Source organism: Mesorhizobium sp. M4A.F.Ca.ET.050.02.1.1 (assembly GCF_003997725.1).
GTDB lineage: Bacteria > Pseudomonadota > Alphaproteobacteria > Rhizobiales > Rhizobiaceae > Mesorhizobium.
Map to the genome: position 1 here is coordinate 1 of NZ_RZSG01000540.1, position 4142 is coordinate 4142.

Annotated in this window: 4 protein-coding genes and 1 pseudogene; 2 read left to right on the forward strand and 3 right to left on the reverse strand. The window is 68.5% G+C overall.

Features of this window, described 5'->3' with window-relative positions:
- Together EOA33_RS26400 and EOA33_RS26405 are read left to right on the forward strand one after the other, a co-directional pair.
- Positions 1 to 312, forward strand: a pseudogene (locus EOA33_RS26400) (glycosyltransferase family 2 protein); the annotation flags it as partial.
- The gene (locus EOA33_RS26405) at positions 312 to 1784 is read left to right on the forward strand and encodes a nucleotidyltransferase family protein (protein WP_189375697.1); all 1473 of its coding nucleotides are present in this window, start codon (positions 312 to 314) and stop codon (positions 1782 to 1784) included. The pseudogene EOA33_RS26400 and the gene EOA33_RS26405, both read left to right, overlap by 1 nt.
- Positions 1785 to 1806: 22 nt before the next feature.
- Here the strand turns inward: EOA33_RS26405 and EOA33_RS26410 are convergent, their stop codons facing one another.
- From EOA33_RS26410 to EOA33_RS26420, 3 genes are all read right to left on the reverse strand, one after another.
- A complete protein-coding gene (locus EOA33_RS26410; RefSeq protein WP_126056939.1) occupies positions 1807 to 2553 on the reverse strand; it encodes a ferredoxin reductase in 747 nt (248 codons plus the stop codon).
- Positions 2550 to 3161, reverse strand: a complete 612-nt coding sequence (locus EOA33_RS26415; protein WP_127406969.1) for a sulfite oxidase-like oxidoreductase — start codon at positions 3159 to 3161, stop codon at positions 2550 to 2552. Before EOA33_RS26415 ends, EOA33_RS26410 begins: the two co-directional genes overlap by 4 nt.
- Positions 3162 to 3285: 124 nt before the next feature.
- Positions 3286 to 4142, reverse strand: an 857-nt coding sequence (locus tag EOA33_RS26420; protein ID WP_127406970.1) for a PDZ domain-containing protein, incomplete at its 5' end; no start/stop codon positions are given.

Consider the following 4142-nt stretch of genomic DNA (forward strand, 5'->3'; position numbering starts at 1 on the left):
GACCGGCCCGATCTGCCGGAGGCGGGCACGACGCCCGGCTGGTTTCGCACGACGATGGTGATCCGCCGCGAGGTAGCCGAGGCGGTCGGGCCGATCGTCGATCCGCCGGGCGGCCGCGGCGAGATGATCGACTGGATCGCCAGGGCGCGCGAGGCGGGCTTCGTGCTCGACATGCTGGACGAGGTGCTGGCGCTCAGGCGCATTAGGCCCGGCAGCCTGTCCTATGGGCGCGACGCGCGCGACCGCGGCTATCTGGAGGTGGTCCGCGCCGCCATGCTGCGCCGCGCGCAGAACAGACCGGGCTCCGGCTGATGGCCAGGATACGTTCCATCGGCCGTCGCTTTCCCGACTATGGCTGGTCCTGGCCGACCGGCAAGCTCGACCAGTTGCTCAAGGCCGCGCTCCTGCCCGACGAGGACGCGGCCAGCCAGCACGCGGCGCGCTGGCTGGACGAAAACGATATCGACCTCGTCTCCTTCCGGGAGCACCGGCTGCTCGCCGCGATTTCCGACCGCTTCGGCCGCAAGCTCGCCGCCCATCCCGCCTATCCGCGTCTTGTCGGGCTGCAGAAGATGCTGTGGACCAAGTCGCGCCTGGCCATGCGCGAGGCCGAGCCGGCGCTGAAGGCAATGGTGGAGGCGGGCGCGCCGGTCATGCTGATCAAGGGCGCCAGCCGCATCGCCGTGAATGCCTCCGCGCAGCGTGGCCGCGTGGCGCACGACATCGACATATTGGTGCGCCCTCAGCACATGCGGGTTGCCTTCGACGTGCTGCGCGATCGCGACTGGCAGATCGCCAGTGGCGTCAGCCCGTCCTATCTTAGGACACGGCTGGCATCGCTGCGCTCGATGAATTTCTTCAAGGGCAATTTCGGCGACATCGACCTGCACCAGCTCGCCTATGACGGATCGCAGCAAAGCGCCGAGGATGACCTGGCGATCTGGCGGCGGGCGATCGCGGCGGAATTCAGCGGTGTCGGCGTCTTCGTGCCGTCGCCCGCCGACCGCATCGCGCTCGCCATCGCGCATGGTGGGCTCGATGCCCACACCCACAGCGACTGGCTCGTCGATTGCGCGGTGGCCATCCGCGGCGGCGACGCCGACTGGGATGTGTTCCTCGACGTGATCGCCAGGCGCGGCCTCGCCGTCGCCGCTGCGGTGGCGCTCTCCTATCTCGCGCTCGAGATCGGCATTCCGGTGCCTGAAACGGTGCTCGCCAGCACGATCGGCATGGCCGACCGCTCCGGCCTGTCGCGGCTGTCCTCAGTGCTGCAGGCCAAGCCGCGCACCGATTTCGGCGGGCTTACCTGGCTGTCGCGCGGCTTTGCCAAGCAGTTGCGGCTGAAGCGCAAGAGCGGCCGGTTGCGCCAGGACGAACCGGACGTCGTCTGGCGCGGCAGGCGGGTGGCCGGTAGGGCGAAGAGGCAATCATCGCCTTTCGTGATGTCGCAGGCAATCGACTGTCCCGACCCGGGCGGCGAGATCATGCTGGAGGTGACGGTCCGGATCGCCGTGCCGCCGGTGCGCCGCCGCATCGAGATGGAGATCAACGGCGATGGCCGGCATGTCGCCCGTTTGCGCGCCCTGGCGATCAGCCGCGCCGGCGGGGAACGGGTGCTGCGCTTTCGCGGCAAGGTGGCGCTCGACCCGACGGCGGGGCGCACGCTGGTGATCGAGGCGCGGCCATCCCGCCAGTTCCGCACCTGGGACGACGAGACCGCCGTCGCCACCTATGGCGCGCTGCCCTTCCAGCTCGTCTCGGCAAAGTTCTCGCCGGTTTCCTGACAACGACCTCCTCGCGGCCTGCTCAAACGCCGTAGCGTTCCGTGCGGATCAAGCCAGCCGGCACGTCGGCATCGATGAGCGCCTGGGCGGCGGCCGAGACGAAGGCATTCGAGCCGCAGACGAAGGCGAGAATCGGTGGCTTGGGCAGCCGCTCCATGGCCTGCACCATCATCGCGGCGTCGATGCGCCTGGAATAGTCCGAGGCTCGCTGGGCCGGCTCGCGCGTCAGCGTCAGCACCAAGTCGAAGCCGTCGCGCCGGTCGTCGAGGCCGATCAACTCGTCGCGGAAGATCACCTCGTCCCAGACCCGCGCCGAAAACACCAGAGCGACCGGCGCGGCCGATTTCCGCACGCTGCGGTGACGCACCATCGCCATCAGCGGCACCACGCCTGAGCCGCCGCCCACCAGCAGGATCGGCCCGCCATCACCGGCCGACCAGATGAAATGGCCGCCGAGCGGCCCGCGCAATTCGATCTCGTCGCCGACCGCCGCAACCTCGTGGAAGAAGGGCGACACCTCGCCATCCTCGAGCCTCTCGATCGCCAGCTCGACCGTGCCGGCGCTCTCCGGCGCCGAGGCAATGGAGTAGGAGCGGCGCGCCTGATAGCCGTCCGGCGCCGTCAGCCTGACGTCGACATGCTGTCCGGCCAGGTGGAGGAAAGGCCGCGACAGCTTGAAGAAGAAGCTCGTGACACGCGGCGTGCGTTTCTCGATGCGCACGATCCTCGCCGTCTGCCAGGGCGATTGCGCGGCCGAGGCCTCGCTCATGGATCGCCCGAATAGCGCTGTTCGCGCCACGGGTCGCCATAGATATGGTAGCCGCGCAATTCCCAGAAGCCCGGCTCGTCGCGCTCGGTGAACTGCAGCCCGTTCAGCCATTTCGCCGACTTCCAGAAATAGAGATGCGGCACAAGAAGCCGCGCCGGTCCGCCATGGTCCGGCGTGATCGGCTTGCCCTCGTAGAGCAGCGCCACCATCGCCTTGCCGTCGAGCAGATCCTTGGCCGGCACATTGGTGGTGTAGCCGTCGAACGAGAGCGCCAGCGTGTAGGCGGTCGGCGGCGCGATGCCGGCATCGGCGAGGATGTCGTCGACCAGCACGCCTTGCCAGGCGGTGTCGAACTTGGTCCAGGCGGTCACGCAATGGATGTCGCGCGTCATCCTGGTCAGCGGCAGCGCGCTGAACTCGGCCCAGTTCCATTTCTTGATCGGGCGAGGGCCGTGCTTGAGGGTGAACGACCAGTCCTCGGTGCGCACATGCGGCGTCGGCCCGGCCGACAGCACCGGGAAGCCCTGCTCGAGATACTGGCCCGGCGGGATGCGCGTGTCATGGTCCGTGGGGGGACGCCGTCCGGAAACGAAACCACGGGTGACCATCAGCACATCCCTTTGCGTGGGGCCGTTTGCCGGCCCAGCGCAATGTTCTCGAAGATGGCCCGGCGGGCAACAGAAAAAATGCCGGCGGCGGGCCTTGTGTCTGGCCTGTCGCCGGCGCCAGGCCTCAGCCTGCGGCGAAAGGCACGGCGACGAAGATCTGCGCGTCGCCGCGGTCGACGAGCAGCAGCACCGACTTGCGGCCGGACTTGCCTGCCTCGGCGATCGCCTGGTTCGCCTGCCTGGCGCTCTTCACCGGGGTCCGGTCGACGGCGACGATGACATCGCCCGGCTCGAGGCCGGCCGCCGAAGCCGCCTTGTCCGGATTGACGCGCTCGACCAAGGCGCCGCGCTGATTGTCGGCCAGGTTCAACTCCTCGCGGACATCGGGCGTGATGTCGGTGAGGCCAAGGCCGAGCGACGGGACGCGCAGGGCCTGCCCGGCCGACGGCTTGCCGCCCTCGCCATCGGACGCGGTCTTAACGTCTTCCGAGTTGCGGCCGACATCAGCGGAGATCTGCACGATCTTGCCGTTGCGCCAGACGTCGAGCGTTTCCCTGGCGCCAGGCGAGACCTCGGCGACGGCGCGCGACAGATCCTTGGGATCCTTGATCTCCTGGCCGGCGAAGCCGGTAATGACATCGCCGGTCGCAATGCCGGCCTTGGCCGCGGGCGACCCTTCGGTGACCGCGGCGACAAGCGCGCCGCCGGGGTGGTCGAGCCCCATGGCACTTGCCACGTCCTGCGTCACCGGCTGGATCTGCACGCCGAGATAGCCGTACTCGATGTCGCCGCCCTTCATCAGCTTGGCGATCACCTTTTGCGCCTGGTCGGACGGAATGGCGAAGCCGACGCCGACGCTGCCGCCATTAGGCGAAAAGATGGCGGTGTTGATGCCGACGACATTGCCGCCGACATCGACCAGCGGGCCGCCGGAATTGCCATGGTTGATCGGCGCGTCGATCTGGATGAAATCGTCGAACG

Excerpts from the sequence above, each read along its gene's own strand:
- EOA33_RS26405 (WP_189375697.1), top strand. The coding sequence starts at position 312 with ATGGCCAGGATACGTTCCATCGGCCGTCGCTTTCCCGACTATGGCTGG.
- EOA33_RS26410 (WP_126056939.1), bottom strand. The coding sequence starts at position 2,553 with ATGAGCGAGGCCTCGGCCGCGCAATCGCCCTGGCAGACGGCGAGGATC.
- EOA33_RS26415 (WP_127406969.1), bottom strand. The coding sequence starts at position 3,161 with ATGGTCACCCGTGGTTTCGTTTCCGGACGGCGTCCCCCCACGGACCAT.